Source organism: Salinisphaera sp., from assembly GCF_002729955.1.
Classification (GTDB): domain Bacteria; phylum Pseudomonadota; class Gammaproteobacteria; order Nevskiales; family Salinisphaeraceae; genus Salinisphaera.
In genome coordinates this window covers 44,519-67,740 of record NZ_PBYA01000058.1, presented here as the reverse complement: position 1 = coordinate 67,740, position 23,222 = coordinate 44,519, and the positions used below count along the sequence as shown (strand labels likewise).

Genomic DNA, 23,222 nt, shown 5'->3' with positions numbered 1-23,222 from the left:
ACGCAGCCGGGTGACTTGGCTGCGTTCGGTCAAAGGCGAGCCGCAGGTCTACACAGATCAGCGCAGATCGCGGTTCGGGCGCGTTCGCCGGTGTTGGCTTCGTTTATTGCAGCAGAATGCGGCTCGCTCGATGGTGCTCCGTCGGCTTGAACCTGACCAAAGCCGCTAGTTCGGCTCGCGGGCGTGCCAGATCAGCGAGGCCATGCGGCCGGTGCGGGCGCCGTTGCGGCGATAGGAATAGAAACGGGCGGCGTCGTCGATGGTGCACAGGCCGCCGCCGTAGACGGCGTGCACCCCGGCGCGTTCGAGGCGGGCGCGGGCCAGTGCATAGATATCGGCGAGATATTTGCCCGGCGTGTCGCGGGCAACGAACGCGGCTGCATCGCCCGGCGCGCGCTCGCAGAACGCGGCACGCACGTCCTCGCCCACTTCAAAGTTGTGGGCGCCGATCGACGGGCCCAGCCAGGCCATGAGGTCGCCCGGGGGCGCGGCCAGCGCGTCGATCGTGGCTTCGAGCACGCCCTCTGCCAGTCCGCGCCAGCCGGCATGGGCCGCCCCCCAGCAGCGGCCCGCGGTGTCACAGAACAACACCGGCAGGCAATCCGCGGTCATCACCGCACAGACGGCATCGCGATGGCGGGCGATGCTGGCATCGGCCTCACCCGCGATATCGCAGCCGGCATCGACGACGCGCGTGCCGTGGACCTGGTAAAGCCAAACAGGCTCATTCGGCAGATTCAGAGATTCGCGCACCCGTTGTCGGTTGGTCGCCACCGCGGCCGGCTCATCGCCGGCCCGATCGCCGAGATTGAGGCTGTCGAACGGCGGCAGGCTCACGCCGCCGCTGCGTAGCGTGGTGCCGGCCTTGATATGGGCCGGCGCCGGCCAGTCGGCGGCCAGAAATCCGATCGGCTCAGCCATGGTCATGTGCCCGGGCATCGTCGGCCAGCGCGGCGAGCAGCTGTTCGAAATCGTCAGGTCTTGGCGCGCTCCAGCTCATGTATTCGCCGGTCACCGGATGATTGAGTCCGAGCCGGCGCGCATGCAGCGCCTGGCGGCGAAAGCCCCGAAGCGCGGTGGCGAACGCGTCGCTGGAATCGCGGGGCACGGCCAGCCGTCGGCCATAGGTGGCATCGCCCAGCAACGGAAACCGGATATGGGCCAGATGCACACGAATCTGATGGGTGCGGCCGGTTTCCAGCCGACAGCGTACGTGCGTGTGTGCCCGATACCGATCGATCACGCGGTAATGGGTAATCGCCTCGCGCCCGGAATCGCGTACGGCCATGCGTTTGCGATCGACCGGGTGGCGATCGATCGGGGCATCCACATGGCCGCCCGCGGTCATGACGCCCACGGCCACGGCCTCGTATTCGCGCTTGACCGTGCGTTCGGCCAGATCGGCCACCAGCTTTGCATGGGCCGCGAACGTGCGCGCCACCACCAGAATGCCGGAGGTGTCCTTGTCCAGCCGATGCACGATGCCGGCGCGCGGCAGCGCGGCCATCGATTCATCGTGGTGGATGAGTGCGTTCTGCAGGGTGCCGTCGGGATTGCCGGCCCCCGGGTGCATGACCAGCCCGGCCGGCTTGTCGAGCACGATGATGGCCTCGTCCTCGTAGATGATGTTCAGTCCGATCGGCTCGGCGACCACCCGGTCGTCGTCCGGCTCGCTGGGCACGGTCAGGCGCACGGTTTCGCCGCCGGCGACCTTGGTCTTGGCCGGCGGGTTCTCGCCATCGACGGTCAGGGCACCTTCGGCCAGCCAGTTCTGCAGGCGCGAGCGTGAATAATCGGGCAGCATCGCTGCCAGGGCACGATCCAGCCGGGCGCCGGAAAACTCGTCTGGGATCGGTGCCTCGAAATCCGGGGCACGATAACTTGCCGACATGGGCGGTTTCTCTTGGTTTGCGAACACGAAGCGTGACATGGCGTATCGCGCGACCGTATAGGTATACTCCGCGTTCGTTTTTGATCTGTCGACGTGCGGCGCACGTCCGGGACTGGCATGCGGAAAATCGTTCTCGCGCTTTGTATTTTGATGGTTGTTGCGATGACCGGTTGCGGCGGCGACAAGGGCGTCAACGAAACCGGCTACAGCAACGAGCCGCTGGTCGACCGTGAGGGCAACGAGCTCGACTCGGCCGACGCCGAGCGCCTGTACAAATCCGCGCGCGAATTTCTGGTCGACGGCGACCCCGACCGCGCGCTGAGATTATACGCCGAAGTCCAGGCCCGCTTTCCGTTCTCGCCCTACGCGGCGCAGGCGGAAATGGAATCGGTCGCCGCACATTACAAGGCGCAGGAGTACGAGGCGGCGGTATCGGCGGCCGATCGCTTCATCAAGCAGCGCCCGCGTAACGCGCATATCGACTACATCTACTATCTGCGCGGCCTGTCGAACTACGACCGCAACGACCCCGGCCTGCTCGGCGGCGACCCGGACAAGCGCGATACCCGCTTCCTGGAGCAGGCGTTCACCGACTTCAACCTGCTGGTGGAAAACTATCCGCAGAGCGTCTATCGCAAGGACGCCCAGCTGCACATGATCGATATCCGCAATCGCCTGGCGCAGTTCGAAATCAACGTGGCCGAATACTATCTGCGCCGTCGGGCCTATGTGGCCGCCAGCCGGCGTGCCGAAACCGTGATCGAGCGTTATCAGGGCTCCGACTCCGTGCCGCGCGCATTGGAGATCATGGAAGAAAGCTATGCGAAGCTGGGGCTGGCCGACCTGGCAGAAGATTCGCGCGCGATCCTGCAGGCCTCCTATCCGAACTATGTGCTGCATCGCGACGAGTTCTATCGCCAGCGGGCCGGCGAAAAACCACGCTATACGTTGCCGGCCATGGATGCCCCGGCCAGCGAAGGCGAAACCATCGATAACGACGCCGAAAGCGAAACTGAGGCGCAGTAATCGCGTGGCCCGGCAGCGGTGTTCCAGCCGCTGCCGGAATCCCTTGCGTTCGCCAGTGCCCGGCGCCTCTGCATAACCTGTCGCGGTCGCGCCGTGTGCTTTGCGCGTGCCTGAAGACGATGTGCGAGCTCAGAACGTGCTCATTGCACAGTAGCGGACACTGACGCCGATCACGCGCGCAAAGCGCCGGCGGCTAAAGGGTTCGGCCTCACAGACGCCGCGGCAAGACATCTGTGAGAACTCGAACGCGCCCCCGAGAGGTTATGCAGAGCTTCCCTAAAGGTCGCCGTAAACCGCGGTAATCGGATAGCGCCGGTCGCGGCCAAAGGCGCGTCGGGTGACCTTCGGCCCGGGGGCGGCCTGACGGCGCTTGTATTCGTTGCGCCGAATCAGGCCCGCGACCTGACGCACATCCTCTTCGGCAAAGCCACGCTCGCAGATACCCTCGATCGATTCCGCCTGCTCGACATAGGCTTCGATGATCGGGTCGAGCACGTCGTACTCGGGCAGCGTATCGGTATCGGCCTGATCGGCACGCAGTTCTGCCGACGGCGGGCGCGTAATCACCCGTTCCGGTATCACGTCGCTGCGGGTATTACGAAACTTGGCGAGCCGATAGACCCAGGTCTTGTAGACATCCTTGAGCGGCGCAAAGCCGCCACACATATCGCCATAAAGCGTGGCATAGCCGACCGCCATCTCCGACTTGTTGCCGGTGGCCAGCACCACGTGGCCGAACTTGTTCGATAGCGACATCAGCAACGCGCCGCGAATGCGCGACTGCAGGTTCTCTTCGGCCGTATCCGGCTCGCGATCGCCAAACAGCGGTGCGAGCGTATCCAGCAGCGCAGTAAAGCCGGCTTCGATCGGCAGTTCGTCGTATTTCACGCCCATGCGCTCGGCCTGCTCGGCCGCATCCACGTTGCTGATATCGGCCGTGTAGCGCGACGGCATCGACACCGCCCAGACCCGCTCGCCGCCCAGGGCATCTGCGGCAATCGCCATCGCCAGGGCCGAATCGATGCCGCCGGAAGCGCCGATCAATGCACCCGGAAAGCCGTTGCGATCGACATAATCGCGGGTCGCGCGCACCAGGGCGTCATAGACCAGCGCTTCGTCGGATTCCTCGGCCACGATCGAGGGGGCGCCTTGCGTACCAGACTGCGCCTGCGTATCAACACAAAAAACGCCCGATTCGAACGCCGGCGCACGCAGCGTCAGCTGGCCGGAACGGTCCACCGCGCAGGAACGACCGTCGAATACCAGCTCGTCCTGGCCCCCGACACAGTTTACGTAGCAGATGGCCAGATCATTCGCCTGGGCGCGCTTGGCCAGCAGGCCCTCGCGCTCGGCCTGCTTCTCGACATGAAACGGCGAGGCGTTGAGGTTGATGAGCACCTCGGCACCGGCCGCCTTGGCCTGGGCGGCGGGCCCCTGCTCCCAGATATCCTCACAGATGGTCACGCCGACACGATGCGAGTCCAGCTCGAATATGCAGGGCGACTCGCCGGCGCGATAATGCCGGCGTTCGTCGAACACCCCGTAGTTGGGCAGGCACTGCTTGCGGTAGTGGGCAATACGCTCACCGTCGCGAATCACCACGGCGGCGTTATAGATGACGTCGTCGACATACTCGGGATAGCCAACGATGGCGGTAATGCCGGCCAGCCGCTCGGTAAGCAACGCCAACGCGGATTCGATGGCGCCGGGCAGTCCGCGCCGCAGCAACAGATCGTCCGGCGGATAGCCCAGCAATGCCATTTCCGGAAAGGCCACGATGTCGGCGCCATCGCGATCGCGCGCGGTGGCAGCGGCCTCGATCATCTGGCGTGCATTGCCCTCGATATCGCCCACCCAGACATTGAGCTGGGCCAGTGCGATACGTAGCGAAGATTCGCCCATGCCGTATTCAACTCCTCGACGCGTGCCGACTTCCGTTCGTGCGGCGCGCTGTACATGACAGTTGCCAAGGATACGCCAGCGCCTCGCGCTTGTGACCCGTTCGCCACCACCCTGGCAGCCCAGCCCGCCGGGTCGGCCCGATTCAGCCGCTCAAACCCACCGCCGAGCCGTCGTCGCATTTGTCCAGTTCATCGTTGATATCGAGCACCCGCTCGCGATAGAACAGATGCAGCGTGGGCGCCAGCTCTTGCGGCAGCGTGCCGCCGTTGGCTTTGCGGAACAGCCCGTGCGGGATCACGGGGATACCCGGCTTGTGCACGCCGTACAGGGTCAGGCCGCATTTCGGGCAGCCATAGCGCGTCATCTGCTTGCCGTCGACCTTGTGCACAAACAGCTTGGATTCGTCCGGCAGATCGACATTCTCATGCGCCCAGCCGGTGGCCGACAGCACATCCACGTTGTACAGATCCCGACAGCTGCCGCAGTGGCAGTGCAGCGACAGCTTCGGCTGGTCGTACGCGGTCATGGTCACATGGCCGCAGTCGCAGCTGAGTTCGTAGGTCTTGCTCATTTCGATTGTGCTCAATTGAACTGTCGGCTCATTCGAGCATGTATGCAATGTGTAACTCTATAACGTCTACATCGTGATTCTCGCGGGTGTCATTTGGCTGCGAGCCGTTCGTTTTGAAATCGAATGGCATTCACACCGGGCTGTCGACTTCCACGAGTTGGCGGCCCTTTAGGTTAGCGGCCACGACACGCAGCAAATGTCCATAACTATCACCCACAAAAAAGCCGGCGCCGCAGGAGCGGACGCCGGCTTCGATCATCCAGCGGATGACGATGCAATCAATGCATCGATCAGCCCAGGATTTCTTCCATCTTGCTGCCGATTTCGGCGGTCGAACGCACGGTGGCCACACCGGCGGCTTCCAGTGCTTCGAACTTGTCGTCGGCCGTGCCCTTGCCGCCGGAGATGATGGCACCGGCATGGCCCATGCGCTTGCCGGGGGGCGCGGTCACGCCGGCGATATAGGCCACGACCGGCTTCTTCATGTTGTTCTTGATGAACTCGGCAGCCTCTTCCTCGGCGGTACCGCCGATTTCGCCCACCATCACAACGCCTTCGGTCTGGTCGTCGTTTTCGAACATCTCGAGCACGTCGATGAAGTCCAGGCCGTGGATCGGATCGCCGCCGATGCCCACGCACGTGGACTGGCCGAGGCCGATGTTGGTCGTCTGGAAGACCGCTTCATAAGTCAGCGTGCCAGAGCGCGAGACGATGCCGATCTTGCCCTTCTTGTGGATATGCGCAGGCATGATGCCGATCTTGCATTCGCCGGGGGTGATCACACCGGGGCAGTTCGGGCCGATCAGCACGGAGTTGGACTCGTCCAGCACCGAGCGCACCTTGAGCATGTCCATGACCGGAATATGCTCGGTGATACAGATGATGGTTTCGATGCCGGCGGCTTCGGCTTCGAGAATCGCATCGGCCGCGAACGGGGCCGGCACGTAGATCATGGTGGCGTTGGCGCCGGTTTCGGCGACCGCATCCGCACAGGTGTTGAACACCGGACGGTCTAGATGGGTTTCGCCGCCGCGGCCGGGGGTCACGCCGCCCACGATGTTGGTGCCGTAGGCGATGCACTGTTCGGAATGAAAGGTGCCCTGGGAGCCGGTGAAGCCCTGGACGATGAGTTTGGTGTCGTTATTGACGAGAATGCTCATGAGTTGATCCTGGTCTAAAGCGTGTTCGTTGAAAGATCGATCGGCGGGCCGGGCTTAGCCCTTGGCCTCGGCGACGACCTTCTTGGCGGCGTCGGTCAGGTCCTGAGCGGCGATGAGATCGAAGTCGCTCTCCTCGAGCAGCTTGCGGCCCTCTTCGGCGTTGGTGCCTTCCAGGCGCACGACCACCGGCACGTTGATGCCGACATCCTTGGCCGCGGTGATGATGCCTTCGGCAATCAGATCACAGCGCACGATGCCGCCGAAGATGTTGACCAGAATCGCCTTCACGCCTTCGCCGGCGGTAATCAGCTTGAACGCCTCGGTGACGCGCTCGGTGGTGGCACCGCCGCCCACGTCCAGGAAGTTGGCCGGCTCGCCGCCATGCAGCTTGACCAGATCCATGGTGCCCATGGCCAGGCCGGCACCGTTGACCATGCAGCCGATGTTGCCGTCGAGCTGGATGTAGTTCAGATCGTGCTCGGCGGCCTGGGCTTCGCGCTCGTTTTCCTGGCTGAGATCGCGCATGTCGGCGAACTCCTTGTGCCGGAACAGCGCGTTGTCGTCGAAGTTGAGCTTGCCGTCTAGGGCGACCAGACCACCCTGCTTGGTGGTGACCAGCGGGTTGATCTCGACCAGCGAGGCGTCGCATTCAACGAACATTTCGTACAGGCCCTTCATGACCTTCACGAATTCGCCGACCTGCTTCTTGTCCAGGCCCAGGAAGAAACCGAGCTGGCGGCCCTGATAGGCCTGGAAACCGGCGGCCGGATGAATCGCGACCTGGGTGATCTTTTCGGGGGTGGACTCGGCCACCTCCTCGATATCCATGCCGCCTTCGGGCGAGGCGATGAAGGTCACGCGGCGCGTGGCGCGATCGACCAGCACCGACAGATACAGCTCGGACTCGATATCGGCCGGCTTTTCGACATAGACCGAGTTGATCGGCAGGCCGACATCGCCGGTCTGCTTGGTCTTGAGCTCGCCGCCGATCATGTCGGCCGCGGCCTGCTTGACCTCGTCCACGCTGGAACAGATCTTCACACCGCCGGCCTTGCCGCGGCCGCCGGCATGCACCTGGGCCTTGACCACCCATTTGTCGCCGCCGAGCGATTTAGCGGCTTCGACCGCCTCATCCGCGGACGCTGCGACCTTGCCTTCGCCGGCAGGTACGCCGTAGCGCGCAAAGATTTCCTTGGCCTGATATTCGTGAACGTTCATGGAATCGCCTTTTTGCAGAATCAATTCGTCGAGATGCTGCGCATTGTCGCTCTTGAACTTCGACGCGACAACTTTGCATGCGAGCCGCGCGCAGCGACTCGGCGGCATTCGCATTCCTAACGTATGATGGCGACGCAATCAATCGCGGCTTTTCTCGGTCGATTTCACGCCATGGCACGTCTGCTCGGACTTCTTCTATTAATTGGCCTCGGCTGGCTCGTGGTCAGACAGCTGCTCGGCCCGCGTCGCGCCTCGCAGCACGAATCCAAGCCGCCGCGCTTCGAGAAGACGGTGCGTTGCAGCCGTTGCGGCGTACATCTGCCGCTGGCGCTTGCCGACGAGGACGCAAACGGCGCGCCGATCTGTAACGATGCCAATTGCAGCGCGCACAGACCGCGCGACCGCGACCCTCGTTGATGGGCACACGCGCCGGTGGGCTGATCCGTCATGCCGAAGACTGGCGGGCGATCACCACGCTGAACATGTATCGCAGCCTGATCAGCTTCGGGCTGGTCGGGGCCCTGTTGTTCGGCGCCGCCGAGGGCATGTTCGATGTCGAACTGCCCGACGCATTTCGCATGACTTCGTTGCTGTATCTGGCCCTCTGCGCACTGGGCCTGGTGGCGGCGCTGCTGCGCAAACCGGCGCTGCGGATACAGGTCGTGGTGGCCTGCGCGGTGGATATCGTCGTATTCACTGCCCTCACCCTTGCCGGCAGCGGGGTGTCCGGCGGACTGGGCATGCTCTTGATCACGCCGGTGGCAGCGGCGGGCATGTTGCTGCCCAGTCGCGTGGCCACGCTGCTGGCCGCATGCGCCGCGCTCGGCATCCTCGGCCAGGAGACCTGGCGCGCGCTGCAGCTGCCGGGCGGCCACGCCGAGTTCGTGCAAGCGGGCATCCTGGGCGGGGTGTTCTTCATCACCGCCGGGGTTGCCCACTGGCTGGCGCTGCGCGTGCGTGAAAGCGAGGCGCTGGCTGCCGAACGCGCCAGCGAGGTGCGCGACCTGGCCGCACTCAATCGCCACATCATTGAACAGATGGAAGTCGGCGTCGTGGTCGTCAACGGCCGGCGTCAGGTACAGCTGATCAACGACGCCGCCATCCGCCTGCTGGAGCTCGACGAGCGCTCGCATGCCGGGCGCGCGCTGGCGCGACTGTCGCCCGCGCTGGATAGCGCGCTGTCGCAGTGGTCGGCGCACAACCCCGCGGCGAGCGAAATCATCCGCGCGGGCTCGCACGCCTTGCTGCCGGTCTTTTCGATGCTGGGCGACAACGACCGCGCCGGCGCGCTCATCTTCCTGGAGGATGCGCTGCGCCAGAACGAGCAGGCCCAGCAGCTCAAGCTGATGTCGATCGGCCGTCTGTCCGCCAGTATCGCCCACGAGATCCGCAACCCACTCGGCGCAATCAGTCACGCCGGCCAGCTGCTGGCCGAGTCGCCGTCGCTGGGCCCGGACGACAACCGGATGCTGGCCATCATCCATCGGCATACGCGCCGCATCGACGGCATCATCAACAGCGTGCTCGGGCTGTCACGACGTTCGCAGACGTCGCGGCGTACACTCGCCCTGTCGAACTGGCTGGACGATGCGATCGAGGATTACCTCACCTTCGACGATGATTCGCCGGATTTCGACGTGGAAGCCATCGACCCGCAGCTGCAGGTCGAATTCGATCCTGATCACCTGCGTCAGGTGCTGTTCAATCTCTGGGATAATGCCAAGGCCTATGCACGTCGCGATGGCGTCGTGCTCACGATACATCTGAGCGGGCACCGCAATCGTAGCGACCGGTTCTGCCTGGACGTTTGCGACAACGGCCCGGGCATAGACGAGACCATTTTCAACCAGATCCTGGAACCGTTCTTTACCACCACCCGCGAAGGCACCGGCCTGGGGCTGCATATCGCCGCCGAGCTGTGCGACGCCAACGGCGCCCAGCTTGTGCCGGTTGCACATTCCGGCGGAGCCTGCTTTCGTATCGTATTCGCCCCCAGACGCACATCGCCCGCTCCGACCCCCGCATCGCCCATGCCAAGCAACGTCAATGACTTCGACTGATACCGTGCCCTACGCCCTGATCGTCGACGATGAAGCCGATATCCGCGAGTTGGTCGAGATCACCCTGGCCCGCATGTCCATCAAGACGTTGGCGGTGGCCAACCTGGCCGATGCCAGACAGGCCTTTGCCGATGAGCGCTTCGATCTGTGCCTGACCGACATGCGCCTCCCCGACGGCGACGGGCTGGAGCTTGTGAGCTTCATCAGCGACAACCATCCGCATTGCCCGGTGGCGGTGATTACCGCCTACGGCAGCGCCGATAGCGCGGTGGCCAGCCTCAAGGCCGGGGCATTCGATTTCGTATCGAAACCGATCGATGTGGCCGGCCTGCGTGCACTCGTTGCCCAGGCCCTGAAACTGGCCGGGCTCGATAACGACGCGCCGCCGCACCCATCGCTCGACGCCTCACCGCGGCTGATCGGCAACACCCCGTCCATGCAACGGCTACGGGAGACGATCGGCAAGCTCGCCCGCAGCCAGGCCCCGGTCTATATCACCGGCGAGTCCGGCACCGGCAAGGAGCTGGTCGCGCGCATGATTCATGCCGAGGGCCCGCGCATGGGCAGCGCGTTCGTGCCGGTCAACTGCGGCGCGATCCCCTCGGAACTCATGGAATCCGAGTTCTTCGGCTACGTACGCGGCGCCTTCACCGGCGCCATGCGCGACACCTCCGGTCTGTTCGCCCGGGCCGACGGCGGCACGCTGTTTCTCGACGAAGTCGCCGACCTGCCCCTGACCATGCAGGTCAAACTGCTGCGCGCGATTCAGGAACGGGCCATTCGCCCGGTCGGCGCGAACGATGAAACAGCCGTTGACGTGCGCGTGATCTGTGCCACCCATCGCGATCTGGCCGCGGAAGTGGCACGCGGGCGTTTTCGCGAAGATCTCTACTACCGGCTGAACGTCATCGAAGTGCACGTACCGCCCCTGCGCGAACGCCGTGCCGATATCGCGGCGCTGGCCGGGCGCATTCTCGAGGCGCTGGCCCGCAAGCTGCGCCTGCGCCATTCACCCACCCTGGCGCCGGCGGCGCTCGAGGCCCTTGAGCAGTACACCTTCCCCGGCAATATCCGCGAGCTGGAGAACATTCTGGAACGGGCGGTCACCTTGAGCGAAGATGCCGTGATCGATCGCCGCTACCTGCGCCTGAACTCGCCGCTGCTGGAAGGCCAGGCGCAAGTCGAACCCGCGCCGAGCGAAGCGCTGGCGAGTACGGCCAATGCCGCGCCGCGGCCTGCCGCGCCCGTGGATACCAGCGTCGATCTGGAAACCCAGCTGGAGACACTCGAACGCGAGCGTATCCAGGATGCGCTGGAGACCTGTCACTACAACAAGACGAAGGCGGCCAAGCACCTGGGCATTACGTTTCGCGCGTTGCGCTATCGCCTGGCCAAACTGGGGATGAATTAATAGCCGCGGCCGCCGATAAAGCGTTATGCGGCACAGGGGACGCCGATTACTGACGGCTAGCGGTACGGGGCAACATGGCAAGCACGATGAGCGAAAACCAGACTTTCTTCTGGATCGGCACCGATCGAAGCGGCGCACGCATCAAGGGCCAGACCGACGGTCCGAACGAGGCCATGGTCAAGGTCGCGCTGCGAAAACAGGGCATCAACCCTATTCGCGTGCGCAAGCAGACCACCATTTTCGGCCTCGGCGGCAAGCGCAAGAAAAAGATCAAGGCCGGCGATATCGCCATTTTCGCGCGCCAGCTCGCCACCATGCTGGCCGCCGGCGTACCGCTTGTGCAATCGCTGGAGATCATCGCCAAGGGGGCCGACAACCCGTCGCTGGGTGAGCTGGTAGACGCCATTCGCGCTGATATCGAGGACGGCATTCCGCTGGCCCAGGCGCTCTCCCGTCATCCGAAATACTTCGACGACCTGTTCGTGAACCTGGTCGACGCCGGCGAGCGATCCGGCGCGCTCGAGTCCCTGCTCGACAAGATTGCGACCTACAAGGAAAAGACCGAAGCCATCAAGGCCAAGGTGCGCAAGGCGCTTTTCTACCCCAGCGCGGTGATCGTGGTCGCGATTATCGTCATGGGCATCCTGCTCTATTTCGTGGTGCCGCAGTTCCAGTCGCTGTTCCAGGGCTTCGGTGCCGATCTGCCGGCCTTCACGCTGCTGGTCATCAGTCTGTCGGAAACGGTCCAGGCCTGGTGGTGGCTGATTATCGGCATCATCGCCGCCGCTTTCTACGCCTTTTTCCAGGCGCGATTACGATCGCGATCATTCAGGCGCATGAACGATCGGCTGGCGCTCAAGCTGCCCGTGATCGGCGATATTCTCTACAAGGCCGCGGTCGCGCGTTTTGCCCGCACCCTGTCGACCATGTTTGCCGCGGGCGTGCCGCTGGTGGAAGCCATGGACTCGGTCGCTCGCGCTTCCGGCAATATCGTGTTCGAAGAGGCCATCCTGCAGATGCGCGATCAGGTCTCCTCCGGCGTACAGTTGCAGCTGGCCATGAACAACACCGGCCTGTTTCCGAGCATGGCCCTGCAGATGGTCGCGATTGGCGAAGAATCCGGCTCGCTTGATGCCATGTGCTCGCGCGTGGCCGATTTCTACGAGGCCGAGGTCGACAACCAGGTGGATTCCTTGTCCTCGCTGCTCGAACCCATGATCATGGCAATCATCGGCGTTCTGGTCGGCGGGCTCGTCATCGCCATGTACCTGCCGATCTTCAAGCTCGGCTCGGTGGTCTGACGCTCGCCCGGCCGACGGTCAACGCCCGCAGCAACCGGCACGGACATCGATGCACACCCTATTCGCCGAACAGCCGGTCTTTTGCTATATCGCCGTGGCGCTATTTGGCTTGGTCGTCGGCAGTTTTCTCAACGTCGTCATTCTGCGCCTGCCACGCATGATGCAGGCCGAATGGCGCGCCAGTGCCGCCGAAATCCTCGGCCAGCCGGTCGCGACGCTTTCGACCCGCCGTATTTCGCTATCGCAGCCACGCTCGACCTGTGGGCATTGCGGCACGCCGATCAAACCCTGGCACAACATCCCCGTACTCAGCTTCCTGCTGCTACGCGGCCAGTGCGCGAACTGCAGCCACCCCATTTCGTTGCAGTATCCCGCGGTAGAACTCGTCAGCGCCGCGATGGCGGTGGTGGTTCTGGCTGTATTCGGCATGACGCCGGTGACAGGCTTCGCGCTCGTATTCACCTGGACGCTGATCGCGGCGGCGATGATCGACTGGCAGACCCAGCTGCTGCCCGACACGCTGGTGCTACCGCTGCTCTGGCTGGGGCTGTTGCTCAGCCTGGGCCACGACGCGGGGTTTGCGCTGGTGGATCCGGCCACCGCCATTCTCGGTGCGGCCGGCGGCTATCTCGTGCTCTGGCTGATTTTTCATGCGTTTCGCCTGGCCACCGGCAAGGAAGGCATGGGCTATGGCGACTTCAAGCTGCTCGCCGCGCTCGGCGCGTGGCTGGGCTGGCAGGCCCTGCCCATGGTGCTGCTGATGTCTTCGCTTGCCGGCGCGATTGTGGGCGGCACGCTCATGGCCACCGGTCTGCTCGAACGCGGCAAACCCATGCCGTTCGGCCCCTGGCTGGCGCTGGCCGGCTGGCTGACACTCGTTGCAGGCGATACAATCGGCGCCGCATATTCATCCCTCGCCGGTTTGAGCTAGCGGCCCGCTGCCGCTAGGGGTTGGGTCATCGTCGTCCCGGACGGTGCGCCGGCGTGCTGTATCCCGGCTGCAAAGGAAATAGCAAATGCCGAGTAGTCTCGTCGTCGGCCTCACTGGCGGCATCGCCAGCGGCAAGTCCTTGGTTTCCAGCGCCTTCGAGCGGCTGGGCGTCACCATTATCGATGCCGATGTCGTCGCACGCGATGTGGTCGAACCCGGCCAGCCGGCCCTGGCAGAGATCGTCGAGCGGTTTGGCGCCGATATCGTCGACGACGAGGGCCGACTGCGGCGCCGTGCCCTGCGCGAAATCGTGTTTAGCGACGATGCCCAGCGCGCCGAGCTCGAACGCATCACCCATCCGCGTATTCGCGAAGAACTGGCCCGTCGCCGCGATGCGGCCCAGTCCGACTACTGCCTGCTGGTGGTGCCGCTGCTGGCCAAGTCGAGCATGCGTGATCTGGTCGACCGCGTACTGGTGGTCGATGCGCCCGAGGTCGTGCAGATGGACCGACTCATGTCGCGCGACGAGATCAATGAAGACCTGGCACGGCGCATGATCGCCGCCCAGGACAGCCGGGCCGAGCGGCTGGCGCTCGCCGATGACGTGCTCATCAATACCGGCCCGCGCAAGGATATTGCCGATCTCGCGGCCGCGCTGCATGCCGGCTATCTGCGTCTGGCCCACGGCGAAGTGGCCGACCTGCCGCCGCTGCATCTGCCTGGCTGAGCCAGGCACGGCGCGAACACTTTGATTGGCCGGTGCAGACGCATAGACTGACCGCCTGATTTATTCATCGAGGGTTGTCTGTGGCCGATAACGGCGCGTTCTGTTACGAGCAACCGCTCAACGAGCGCATAAGAACCTTCCTGCGTCTTGAGCACCTGATCGCGCGTCTGCGCCATCACGAAGCCGACGAAAGCCCGTGGGGCCGTCGCGCGACGCTGGACGCACTGATCGACATCCTCAACGTGATGTCGCGCTATGACACCCGCGCCGAGGTCAGCAAGGAGCTCGGCAGTCGCTATGCCGCGTTCGAGAAACTGGCCGATCGCGACGACGTGGACGAGCGCGCGCTCAAGCAGGTGCTGAGCGAACTCGATACCCTCGGGCGCGCCATGCAGACCATGCCGCCGCAGTTCGCCTCCTACCAGCTGCGCGACAACGAACTGCTCAACAGCCTGAACAACCGCAGCCCCATCGCCGGCGGCGATTGCGGCTTCGATCTGCCGGCGTTCCAGCACTGGCTGTCACAGAAGAACGCCGACCAGGCCCGCGATCTGAAAGCCTGGGCCGGGCATATCCAGCCGTTCGAGCAGGCCATCGGCATGCTGCTGCGGCTGTTGCGCGAAAGCACCAGCCCTGCGTTGCACACGGCCAAGAAAGGCGTGCTCGTACACAACATGGACACCAGCACCCAACTGATCCGCGTACTGCTCGACGATGCACGCGTATTCCCCGAAATCAGCGCGGGTCGGCATCGCGCCACGGTTCGCTTCGTCGAGGTGCAGGACAAGAAGCTGCGGGTGCGTCAGTTCCCGTCCAATGTCGAATTCCGTATGGCCTGCTGTCGTTTCTGATGACCAAGACGATCGAATGCCCGCAATGTGGCAAACCGGCCCGAATTGGCCCCGACAACGCCTACCGGCCGTTCTGCTCGCGCCGCTGCAAGCTCATCGACCTCGGCGACTGGCTCGATGAAAGCAATCGCATTCCCGACCCCACCGGCTCCGCCGGTGGCATGCTGCCCGACGACGCAGACGATTCCGGCCTGCCGCACTAGGCGATCTAGTCGACCGCGGCCTTCCAGAAGCCCCGGATCGCTGCCACGCCCTGCGCATTGCGCCGCTGGGCTGCGGTGAGGTCGGCCTCGCCCAGCCCACCCAGGGCATAGACCGGCAGCGCATGGTCGGCGCGAGCCGCGCACCAGCCCTCCCAGCCCAGCGCCGGTGCGCCCGGGTGGGTGGGCGTGGCAGCCACCGGCGACAATACCGCGAAATCAGCGCCGCGCTCGACCGCCGTGGCGAGATCCGTGCCGGTATGGGCCGATACCGCCAATAGCTGGCCTGGCGCCAGCTCGGGCCGGCCTGATTCGAGCAGACGCGCCACCGACCAGTGCAGCCCGGCCGCGCCCACGGCCTCACATACCGCCAGCGACCGATCGACCAGTACGGCCACGTCGTGCCGCCCTGCCGCCTCGACCACCTTCGCCGCCAGCGCCTGATAGTCGGCATCGCTCAAGCCTTGGTCACGCAGGCGCAGCAGCCGGATGTCCGGCTGTGCGAGCAGCGAATCGAGGCGGGCCCACCAGGCATCCGGATCGGCCGCGCTCAGTGCCGGCGTGATGGGGTATCGGCCCGGAAGATCGAGGGCACAAAGGATTACGTCCGTGGCCGGGAGCAACGGGTAATCGACCAGCGCCCCGCGCTCGACCCAGGCCAGTTGCTGGCCTTCGAGGCCGCTCGGTTCACCCTGCCACTGATCGATACGCCAGACATGCAGGCGTACCGGGCGTTCGCCCTGGGTGTGCATGAACCGGATCAACGGGGTATCGAGCCGGCAGTCGGTTACGCCGACTTCCTCGGCCAGCTCACGGGCCAGGCAATCGCGCATCGGCTCCTCGCCTTCGCGCTTGCCGCCGGGGAACTCCCAGAGCCCTTCCCCGGGCGTGCCGGGCCGGCGCAGTGCAATCAACAGACGACCGGCCTGATCGACCAGAATACCGACCGCAATATCCAGCGGCACCTGCTTATCGGATGGCATGACGGTTCAGCTGCGGTATTCGGCGTTGATACGCACGTATTCGTAGGACAGATCGGACGTCCAGATACGCGCCGAGGCATCGCCGCGGCCGAGGTCGATCGCGATCGTGTATTCGCTTTGGGCCATGACCGCGGCCGCATCGCTTTCCGCATAGTCGTCGCGCGGCTCGCCATCAGCCACGATCGCGACCGAGTCCAGCGCGATGGCGACATGATCGATCGCAAAATCCGCTACCGGCGCACGACCAACCGCAGCCAGGATACGCCCCCAGTTGGGATCGCCGGCAAAACAGGCAGTCTTGACCAGCGGCGAATGGGCCACGGTGAAAGCCACCGCCCGTGCCTCGGCCTCGTCGCGGGCGCCGCTCACATCGAGGGTGATGAAACGGGTTGCCCCTTCGCCGTCGCGCACGATGGCCTGGGCCAGTTCGCGGGCGAGATCGGTCAGCGCATCGACAAAAGCCACCCAGCCGGGCGCGCTCGGCGAAAGCGAAGCGCCGGCGCCGGTGGCACAGGCAATACAGGCATCGTTGGTCGAGGTATCGCCGTCCACCGAAATCGCGTTGAAGGAATGCGTCATCGCGGTACGCAACGCGGTGTCGAGCGTATCGGCATCGATCGCGGCATCCGTGGCGATGAAGGCGAGCATGGTGGCCATATCGGGACGGATCATGCCCGAGCCCTTGGCGATGCCGGTGAGGGTCACGGTGCTGCCGTCGCCGATATCCACGCTGCGCGACGCGCCCTTGGCCACGGTATCGGTGGTCATGATCGCCTGGGCCGCATCCAGCCAGTGATCGGGTTGAAGCCCCGCGTCGAGCCCGGCGATGCAGGCCTGCATGCGCTCGACCGGCAGGTGCTGGCCGATCACGCCGGTCGAGAACGGCAACACCTGTTCCACTTCCAGCGACAACGCATCCGCCACGCTCTGGCAGCAAGCCAGGGCATCGGCTTCGCCGCGCCGGCCGGTGCCCGCATTGGCGTTGCCGCTGTTGATCAACAGCGCGCGCGCCGGCCCCGCGGCCAGATGGCGCTGTGCCACGCGCACCGGCGCCGCGGCGAAGGCGTTCTGTGTAAATACGCCGGCCACGGTGGCGGTATCCGCCAGCTTGAGCACCGCCATATCGTTGCGACCGGGTTTCTTGATCGCGGCTTCGCCCACGGCCCACGCAGCGCCGGCGACCGGCAGCAGACGCGCCGGCGCACTCAGATTAACGGCCATATCGCTTCAGTCTCGTCCGTGGCAATGCTTGAATTTCTTGCCCGAGCCACAGGGGCAGGGTTCGTTACGCCCGATCTTGCGTTCGTTGCGTACGAAGGTTTCGGGCCGCTGGTCGCCGTCGCCCGGTTCGCGCGCGACCGGGGCATCCGAGCCGGGCAGATTGGCGCGGGCGGCCTGTTCGGCCGGGTCCGGCGCCTGCCCTTCGGGCTGCTGTTGGGCGGCTGCCGCAGCGGCGACAGCCTGATCGGCCGCGCTGGCGGCTTCGGCATGCTGGAAATCGAGGTTTTCCATCTGCTTGCGGCGTTCTTCCCGTGCTTCTTCGGTGGCTTCGGCGCGCACCCGGCCCCGGGCAAGCACCGTGACCGTTTCGTGCTTGAGCCGCGTGAGCATGTCGTTGAACATCTCGAACGCTTCACGCTTGTACTCGTTCTTCGGGTCCTTCTGGGCATAGCCGCGCAGGTGAATGCCCTTGCGCAGATAGTCCATGGACGCCAGGTGTTCGCGCCACAGCGAGTCCAGCACCTGCAGCAGCACGGCCTTCTCGATCTGGGCGAGTACGTCCGAGCCGGCCTCTTCGCGCTTGTTTTCGTAGGCCTGCTTCAGCTGCGACGCGACACGTTCGCGCAGGCCTTCCTCGTCGAGCGTCTTTTCTTCGTCCAGCCACTGCTGGATCGGCAGCTCCTGACCGAAATCGCGCTGGATCGCCTCGACAAGGCCGGGGATATCCCACTGCTCTTCCAGGCTCTGCGGCGGAATATGCTGGCTGATGACGTCGTTGACGACCTCGTCCCAGATATTCTCGACGATATCGCCGACATCGTCGGCGTCCATGATTTCGTTGCGCTGTTCGTAGACGACCTGACGCTGGTCGTTGGCGACGTTGTCGTATTCGAGCAGCTGCTTGCGGATATCGAAATGGTGGGATTCGACCTTGCGCTGGGCGTTCTCGATCGCCCGCGTGACCCACTTGTGCTCGATCGCCTCGCCTTTTTCCAGGCCGAGGTTCTGCAGCATCGAGCGCAGCCGCGGCGGCGTGAAGATGCGCATGAGGCTGTCTTCGAGCGACAGATAGAACCGCGACGCGCCCGGATCGCCCTGACGCCCGGAACGACCGCGCAGCTGGTTGTCGACGCGCCGGGATTCATGGCGTTCCGAACCGATCACGTAGAGGCCGCCCGCTTCGAGCACGGCTTCGTGGGTCTTGGCCCATTCATCCTGCAGGCGCTGGCGACCGGCCTCGTCGTCTTCCATGGCCTCCAGGGCTTCCTGGATATTGCCGCCCAGCACGATGTCGGTACCGCGACCGGCCATGTTGGTCGCAATCGTGACCGCACCGGGGCGCCCGGCCTGGGCGATGATCTCGGCCTCGCGTTCGTGCTGCTTGGCGTTGAGCACCTCGTGGCGAATACCGAGCTGGCGAAGCAGCCGCGAGGAAAGCTCGGAGGCTTCGATCGAGGCGGTACCGATGAGCACCGGCTGGCCGGCTTCGCTGGCGCGCTTGGCTTCCTCGGCGATGGCCTGGAACTTCTCGGCGCCGGTCATGAAGATCTGGTCGGGCAGATCCTTGCGCAGCAGCGGCTTGTTGGTGGGGATGACCACCACTTCCAGCCCGTAGATCGACTGAAATTCGAAGGCCTCGGTATCGGCCGTGCCGGTCATGCCCGAGAGTTTGTCGTAGAGCCGGAAGAAGTTCTGAAAGGTGATCGAGGCCAGGGTCTGATTCTCTTTCTGAATCTTGACCCCTTCCTTGGCCTCGATGGCCTGATGCAGGCCATCCGACCAGCGCCGCCCCGGCATGGTGCGGCCGGTGAATTCGTCCACGATCACGATCTGACCGTCGGCGATGATGTAGTCCACGTCGCGCTGATAGAGCACGTGCGCGCGCAGGGCCGCGTTCATGTGATGCATGAGCGCGACGTTGTTCGCATCGTAGAGGCTTTCTTCCGCGTCGAGCAGACCGGCCTCGCGCATCAGCGCTTCGACCTTCTGATGGCCATCTTCGGTAAGAAAGACCTGCTTGTTCTTTTCTTCCGGCGAATAGTCGCCGGGGCCGTCTTCTTCGACCTGTTCGTCGAGGTGCTTGACCAGACGGTCGACCCGCATCGAGGTTTCCGGGTCATCGTCGGTGGGCCCGGAGATGATCAGCGGCGTACGGGCCTCGTCGATGAGAATCGAGTCGACTTCGTCAATGATGGCGTAATGCAGCGGGCGCTGAACGCGATCGGCCGGCGAGAACGCCATGTTGTCGCGTAGATAGTCGAAGCCGAACTCGTTGTTCGTGCCGTAGGTGATATCGCAGGCATAGGCGCTGCGCTTGCCCTGCGGATCCTGACCGGAGTAGATCACGCCGACGGTCAGGCCCAGAAACCGATAGAGACGGCCCATCCACTCGGCGTCACGACTGGCCAGGTAGTCGTTGACGGTGATGATATGAACGCCCTGGGCCGGCAGCGCGTTCAGATAGGTGGTCAGCGTGGCGACCAGGGTCTTGCCTTCGCCCGTCTTCATTTCGGCGATCTTGCCCTGGTGCAACACCAGGCCGCCGACGAGCTGGACGTCGAAATGCCGCATGCCGAGCACGCGCTTGCCGGCTTCACGCACCGTGGCGAACGCCTCGGCGGTGAGGTCGTCGAGCTTGGCGCCCTGTTCCAGGCGCGCCCGGAACTCTTCGGTCTTGGCTTGCAGCTGCTCGTCGCTGAGCGCCTCGTATTCGGTCTCAAGGGCGTTGACGGCGCCGACAATGCGGTGCAACCGCTTGACCACCCGCTGATTACGGCTACCGAGAAGCTTGGTCAGAATATTGCTCATGAACCCTCGTCGTCTGGCCCGATCGAAGCGCGGCGAACATCGCGCGCGATGCAAAACGGGCATGATACCGCAGGCCCTGTCTGCCTTTCAGTGACGGCAGCCGAATCCGGCTGCTACGCTTGAAACAATCCGTTCGCGTCGGCCTGGGAAGAGCATGGGGACGACACCGCAATCAATCCAGTCCCTGCTGCATACAGCGACCCCGGATATTGCCGATCTGATCGGACGCGCCCGCTTTCTGGAACGCATGCGCCAGGCGCTGCTCGAGATTCTGCCGGATGCCGCCGGCCCGCATGTGCGTGTCGCGGCCTATGAAGGCTATCGCCTGCGCCTGCACGTCACCCATGCGGGCTGGGCGACCCGACTACGCTATATGCAGCCGGCGATCGTCCAGGCGCTCGCCCAGCGCATGCGCCTGCATATCGAGGGCGTCGAGATCAAGGTGCGCCCGGACCTGACGCCTACGCCGCCCCCGGAGGTGGTGCGCACGATCAGCGATACGGCGCGGGCGCATCTACGCCGCAGCGCCGCCTATATTGGCGATAAACAGCTGGCCGACGCGCTCGCGCGCCTGGCCGAGGCCGGGCGCCGCGACAACGGCTAGCCCGGATATCTACGCGGCCGCGACGGGGCGGGCGTTGATGTAGGAGATCGGGGAATCCTCGATATCCTCGTAGGTGACCTCTTCCCAGGCTTTTTCTTCCGAGAGCAGCGCACGCAACAGCTTGTTGTTGAGCGCATGCCCGGACTTGTAGCCGGAATAGCTGCCGATCAGGCCGTGACCGAGCAGATAGAGATCGCCGATCGCGTCGAGGATCTTGTGGCGCACGAATTCGTTGTCGTAGCGCAGACCATCGGCGTTGAGCACGCGATAGTCGTCAAGAACAACGGCATTATCCATGCTGCCGCCGCGCGCGAGATTGTTCGAGCGCAGGAATTCGATATCGCGCATGAAGCCGAAGGTCCGCGCACGGCTGACTTCACGCACGAACGAGGTCGTGGAGAAATCGACGGTCGCAGACTGGGTGTCGGAATCGAACGCCGGATGATCGAAATCGATACAGAAGCTCACCTTGAAGCCGTCGAACGGGTCAAAGCGCGCCCATTTGTCACCGTCGGTGACCTGAACCGAACGCTTGATACGGATGAACTTCTTCGGCGCATCCAGCTCCTGGATGCCGGCCGACTGAATCAGGAAAACGAAAGGACCGGCACTGCCGTCCATGATCGGCAGCTCGTCCGACGAGAGCTCGACGATCGCGTTGTCGATGCCCAGGCCTGCCATGGCCGAAAGCAGATGCTCGACCGTCTGCACGCGCACGCCGTCGTCAACGAGCGTGGTCGCCAGCGTCGTATCGCCCACCTTGAATGCATCGCCACGGAACTCCTTGACCGGAGAACAGTCCGTACGACGAAACACGATGCCCATGTCAGCCTGTGCCGGGCGCAGGGTCATATAAACCTTCTGGCCGGTATGCAAGCCGACGCCGGTCGCCCGGATGGGATTCTTCAAGGTGCGTTGTCTAAGCATCGAGTTTTTATCCTTGTGGCGGTTTGTCATGCTCGGCGTGCCATGTCATAAAGCCGTCACCTGACGGTCAGATACTTTATGCACAGTGGCTTAATTTCGCCTTAACTCGCCGCGTCCTGCTACTGCTCGCGCCCGGAACCCGAAAAAGCCCGGTCCGCAAAGCCGCTTAGATTAACATAGGGATGCCGGTTGGCAGCGCACGGCTACCGCCAACCGGCATGTTTTCGACTACCGCCGGCCCGTAGGCCGGCTCTGGCAGACGCCCTCCAACCATGCCGCTTAGTCGGCCTGGTTACGCAGGAACGCCGGCACGTCGAAGTAATCCATATCGACCGCGGCGTTCTCACGCGAGGACTGCTGCGGACGGTTACGGATCACGGTGGGACGATCCAGATCCTCGTAGCGCATCTGGCCGCCGGCATCACGCTTGACCGCACGAATGGCTTCGCGCTCTTCGGCCTGACGACCCAGGCCCGTGGCCACGACGGTCACGCAGATTTCGTCGCCCATGCTCGGATCTTCGGCCATGCCGACGATGACTTCGGCATTGTCCGCGCCCATGTCGGCGATGACTTCGTTGACGATCTGGAATTCGTGGATGCCCAGATTCTCGTCGCCGGAGACGTTGACCAGCAGGCCCTGGGCGCCGTGCAGGCTCAGATCGTCCAGCAGCGGCGAGGCCAGCGCGGCTTCCGCGGCTTCGCGGGCACGGTCGTCGCCGACGGCCGTGGCGCGGCCCATCATGGCCATGCCCTGGACCGACATCACGCGACGCACGTCGGCAAAGTCGACGTTGATCACGCCCGGACGGGTGATCAGGTCGGAAATGCCCTGCACCGCGTTATGCAGCACGTTGTTGGCCGCCTGGAAGGCGTTCTTCAGCGTGGTGGCCTTGCCCAGCGCGGTGAGCAGCTTTTCGTTCGGGATCACGATCAGCGAGTCGACATAACGACCCAGCTCTTCGATGCCCTGCTTGGCGATTTCCATGCGACGGCCGCGCTCGAACGGGAACGGCTTGGTCACGACCGCCAGGGTCAGAATACCCATTTCGCGGGCGATCTCGGCCACGACCGGTGCCGCGCCGGTGCCGGTGCCGCCGCCCATGCCGGCGGTGATGAACAGCATGTCCGCGCCTTCGATGGATTCACGAATACGATCGCGATCCTCTTCGGCGGCCTGACGGCCGATGGCCGGATCCGCACCGGCGCCCAGGCCACGGGTGACGTTCATGCCGAGCTGTACGAGCACGTCGGCGTCGCAACGCTCCAGATGCTGGGCGTCGGTGTTGGCACAGATGAAATCCACGCCCTCGATGCCGCCGTTGACCATCTGGTTGATGGTGTTGCCGCCGCCACCGCCGACGCCGATGACCTTGATTATGGCCTTATCGGTCTTTTGATCTGCAAATTCAAATACTTCAGGCATGATGC

The 23,222-nt window shown here is 64.2% G+C and carries 21 protein-coding genes; 10 read left to right on the top strand and 11 right to left on the bottom strand.

The genetic code is table 11. The annotated features are described in order from the left end of the window. Window positions 1–165: 165 nt before the first annotated feature. Both pgeF and rluD read right to left on the bottom strand, forming a co-directional pair. The gene (gene pgeF, locus CMN27_RS17285) at window positions 166–921 is read right to left on the bottom strand and encodes a peptidoglycan editing factor PgeF (protein ID WP_293628515.1); all 756 of its coding nucleotides are present in this window, start codon (window positions 919–921) and stop codon (window positions 166–168) included. Next, entirely contained in the window at window positions 914–1,891 is a 978-nt protein-coding gene (rluD, locus tag CMN27_RS17280; RefSeq protein WP_293628513.1) for a 23S rRNA pseudouridine(1911/1915/1917) synthase RluD, read from the bottom strand. The genes pgeF and rluD overlap by 8 nt, the downstream gene beginning before the upstream one ends. 117 nt (window positions 1,892–2,008) lie before the next feature. On the opposite strand from rluD, the gene CMN27_RS17275 reads away from it, so the two are divergent. Further along, window positions 2,009–2,917: an outer membrane protein assembly factor BamD gene (locus CMN27_RS17275; RefSeq protein ID WP_293628511.1), complete on the top strand. Its 909-nt coding sequence runs from the start codon at window positions 2,009–2,011 to the stop codon at window positions 2,915–2,917. 276 nt (window positions 2,918–3,193) lie between these two features. Here CMN27_RS17275 and CMN27_RS17270 read toward each other — a convergent pair whose 3' ends face one another. The 4 genes from CMN27_RS17270 to sucC all read right to left on the bottom strand — a co-directional run bounded on the left by CMN27_RS17270 (window position 3,194) and on the right by sucC (window position 7,768). Further along, a complete protein-coding gene (locus CMN27_RS17270) occupies window positions 3,194–4,819 on the bottom strand; it encodes an NAD+ synthase (protein ID WP_293628509.1) in 1,626 nt (541 codons plus the stop codon). Window positions 4,820–4,961: 142 nt separating this feature from the next. Beyond that, window positions 4,962–5,405, bottom strand: a complete 444-nt coding sequence (locus tag CMN27_RS17265; RefSeq protein ID WP_293628507.1) for a GFA family protein — start codon at window positions 5,403–5,405, stop codon at window positions 4,962–4,964. 275 nt (window positions 5,406–5,680) lie between these two features. Beyond that, window positions 5,681–6,550, bottom strand: a complete 870-nt coding sequence (gene sucD / locus CMN27_RS17260; RefSeq protein WP_293628505.1) for a succinate--CoA ligase subunit alpha — start codon at window positions 6,548–6,550, stop codon at window positions 5,681–5,683. A gap of 54 nt (window positions 6,551–6,604) precedes the next feature. Beyond that, window positions 6,605–7,768: an ADP-forming succinate--CoA ligase subunit beta gene (gene sucC, locus CMN27_RS17255; protein ID WP_293628503.1), complete on the bottom strand. Its 1,164-nt coding sequence runs from the start codon at window positions 7,766–7,768 to the stop codon at window positions 6,605–6,607. Between the two features lie 171 nt (window positions 7,769–7,939). Between sucC and CMN27_RS17250 the strand changes: the two genes are divergently transcribed. From CMN27_RS17250 to CMN27_RS17215, 8 genes are all read left to right on the top strand, one after another. Next, on the top strand, window positions 7,940–8,185 hold the full coding sequence (locus CMN27_RS17250; protein ID WP_293628501.1) for a hypothetical protein: 246 nt from the start codon (window positions 7,940–7,942) through the stop codon (window positions 8,183–8,185). Then, window positions 8,185–9,828 (top strand): ATP-binding protein, encoded by a 1,644-nt coding sequence (locus tag CMN27_RS17245; protein WP_293628499.1) that lies wholly within the window; start codon window positions 8,185–8,187, stop codon window positions 9,826–9,828. Before CMN27_RS17250 ends, CMN27_RS17245 begins: the two co-directional genes overlap by 1 nt. Continuing rightward, on the top strand, window positions 9,815–11,239 hold the full coding sequence (locus CMN27_RS17240) for a sigma-54 dependent transcriptional regulator (protein ID WP_293628497.1): 1,425 nt from the start codon (window positions 9,815–9,817) through the stop codon (window positions 11,237–11,239). The genes CMN27_RS17245 and CMN27_RS17240 overlap by 14 nt, the downstream gene beginning before the upstream one ends. Window positions 11,240–11,313: 74 nt before the next feature. Further along, the gene (locus CMN27_RS17235) at window positions 11,314–12,540 is read left to right on the top strand and encodes a type II secretion system F family protein (protein ID WP_366515485.1); all 1,227 of its coding nucleotides are present in this window, start codon (window positions 11,314–11,316) and stop codon (window positions 12,538–12,540) included. 49 nt (window positions 12,541–12,589) lie between these two features. Next, the gene (locus CMN27_RS17230) at window positions 12,590–13,471 is read left to right on the top strand and encodes an A24 family peptidase (protein WP_293628493.1); all 882 of its coding nucleotides are present in this window, start codon (window positions 12,590–12,592) and stop codon (window positions 13,469–13,471) included. 85 nt (window positions 13,472–13,556) lie between these two features. Beyond that, window positions 13,557–14,198 carry a dephospho-CoA kinase gene (gene coaE, locus CMN27_RS17225; protein ID WP_293628491.1) on the top strand — a complete coding sequence of 214 codons (642 nt, stop codon included), beginning with the start codon at window positions 13,557–13,559 and terminating at the stop codon, window positions 14,196–14,198. Window positions 14,199–14,278: 80 nt separating this feature from the next. Beyond that, a complete protein-coding gene (zapD, locus tag CMN27_RS17220) occupies window positions 14,279–15,049 on the top strand; it encodes a cell division protein ZapD (protein ID WP_293628489.1) in 771 nt (256 codons plus the stop codon). Further along, window positions 15,049–15,252 (top strand): DNA gyrase inhibitor YacG, encoded by a 204-nt coding sequence (locus CMN27_RS17215; protein WP_293628487.1) that lies wholly within the window; start codon window positions 15,049–15,051, stop codon window positions 15,250–15,252. Before zapD ends, CMN27_RS17215 begins: the two co-directional genes overlap by 1 nt. Before the next feature lie 5 nt (window positions 15,253–15,257). On the opposite strand, the gene CMN27_RS17210 is transcribed toward CMN27_RS17215, so the two are convergent. From CMN27_RS17210 to secA, 3 genes are read right to left on the bottom strand one after another with little or no spacing between them, the layout of a single operon-like run. Further along, the gene (locus CMN27_RS17210; protein ID WP_293628485.1) at window positions 15,258–16,232 is read right to left on the bottom strand and encodes a Nudix family hydrolase; all 975 of its coding nucleotides are present in this window, start codon (window positions 16,230–16,232) and stop codon (window positions 15,258–15,260) included. 6 nt (window positions 16,233–16,238) lie between these two features. Next, window positions 16,239–17,453, bottom strand: coding sequence for a bifunctional glutamate N-acetyltransferase/amino-acid acetyltransferase ArgJ (gene argJ / locus CMN27_RS17205; RefSeq protein ID WP_293628483.1), 1,215 nt, complete (start codon window positions 17,451–17,453; stop codon window positions 16,239–16,241). 6 nt (window positions 17,454–17,459) lie between these two features. Further along, the gene (gene secA, locus CMN27_RS17200; RefSeq protein ID WP_293628481.1) at window positions 17,460–20,261 is read right to left on the bottom strand and encodes a preprotein translocase subunit SecA; all 2,802 of its coding nucleotides are present in this window, start codon (window positions 20,259–20,261) and stop codon (window positions 17,460–17,462) included. Between the two features lie 154 nt (window positions 20,262–20,415). Between secA and CMN27_RS17195 the strand changes: the two genes are divergently transcribed. After that, window positions 20,416–20,865: a DUF721 domain-containing protein gene (locus CMN27_RS17195; protein ID WP_293628479.1), complete on the top strand. Its 450-nt coding sequence runs from the start codon at window positions 20,416–20,418 to the stop codon at window positions 20,863–20,865. Between the two features lie 9 nt (window positions 20,866–20,874). Here the strand turns inward: CMN27_RS17195 and lpxC are convergent, their stop codons facing one another. Beyond that, window positions 20,875–21,792, bottom strand: a complete 918-nt coding sequence (gene lpxC, locus CMN27_RS17190) for a UDP-3-O-acyl-N-acetylglucosamine deacetylase (RefSeq protein ID WP_293628477.1) — start codon at window positions 21,790–21,792, stop codon at window positions 20,875–20,877. A gap of 279 nt (window positions 21,793–22,071) precedes the next feature. Further along, the gene (gene ftsZ, locus CMN27_RS17185; protein ID WP_293628475.1) at window positions 22,072–23,217 is read right to left on the bottom strand and encodes a cell division protein FtsZ; all 1,146 of its coding nucleotides are present in this window, start codon (window positions 23,215–23,217) and stop codon (window positions 22,072–22,074) included. Window positions 23,218–23,222: the final 5 nt, after the last annotated feature.